This is a genomic window from Paenibacillus sp. LS-5 (assembly GCF_056121505.1).
Genome location: NZ_JBWAVA010000047.1, coordinates 1 through 603, shown reverse-complemented (window position 1 = coordinate 603; position 603 = coordinate 1). Strand labels below are relative to the sequence as shown.

Here is a 603-nt window from a genome sequence, read left to right as displayed (position 1 = left end):
GCTCTCGTCACCACTCCGCCTGGAAACAGTGTAACTATCTATTACAAGCAGGGCTACACGACACCATACATCCATTACCGTCCTGTTGGCGGCACATGGACGACTTCACCAGGTGTGGCTATGCCGGCAGCTGAAGTGGCGGGCTATAACAAAATTACGATCAACATCGGTTCCGCTACTCAGTTGGAGGCTTGCTTCAATAATGTAAGCGGCACCTGGGACAGCAACGGCGGCAGCAACTATCTGTTCGCCACCGGTACCTGGACTTACACACCAACCGGCAACATTCAGTCGGGCGGACCGGTGACGCCGACAGCGACGCCAACGCCAACACCGACTGTGACACCAACACCAACGCCAACACCAACACCAACACCAACACCAACGCCAACACCAACTGCAACATCAACGCCTACAGCAACACCGACACCAACGGTAACTCCAACAGCGACTCCAATTGGCAATTCAGTGACCGTTTATTACAAGAATACCACTTACACGAACTCCTATATTCATTATAATCTGGATGGTTCTACAGTCTGGACTACATCTCCGGGAGTGCAGATGCAGGCGTCTTCTTACAGTGGCTACAAGATGGCTACG

The 603-nt window shown here is 52.4% G+C and carries 1 protein-coding gene; it reads left to right on the top strand.

All coding sequences use genetic code 11. The features are described from left to right. Positions 1–603, top strand: a 603-nt coding sequence (locus AC0MA3_RS26360; RefSeq protein WP_474658335.1) for a carbohydrate binding domain-containing protein, incomplete at both ends; no start/stop codon positions are given.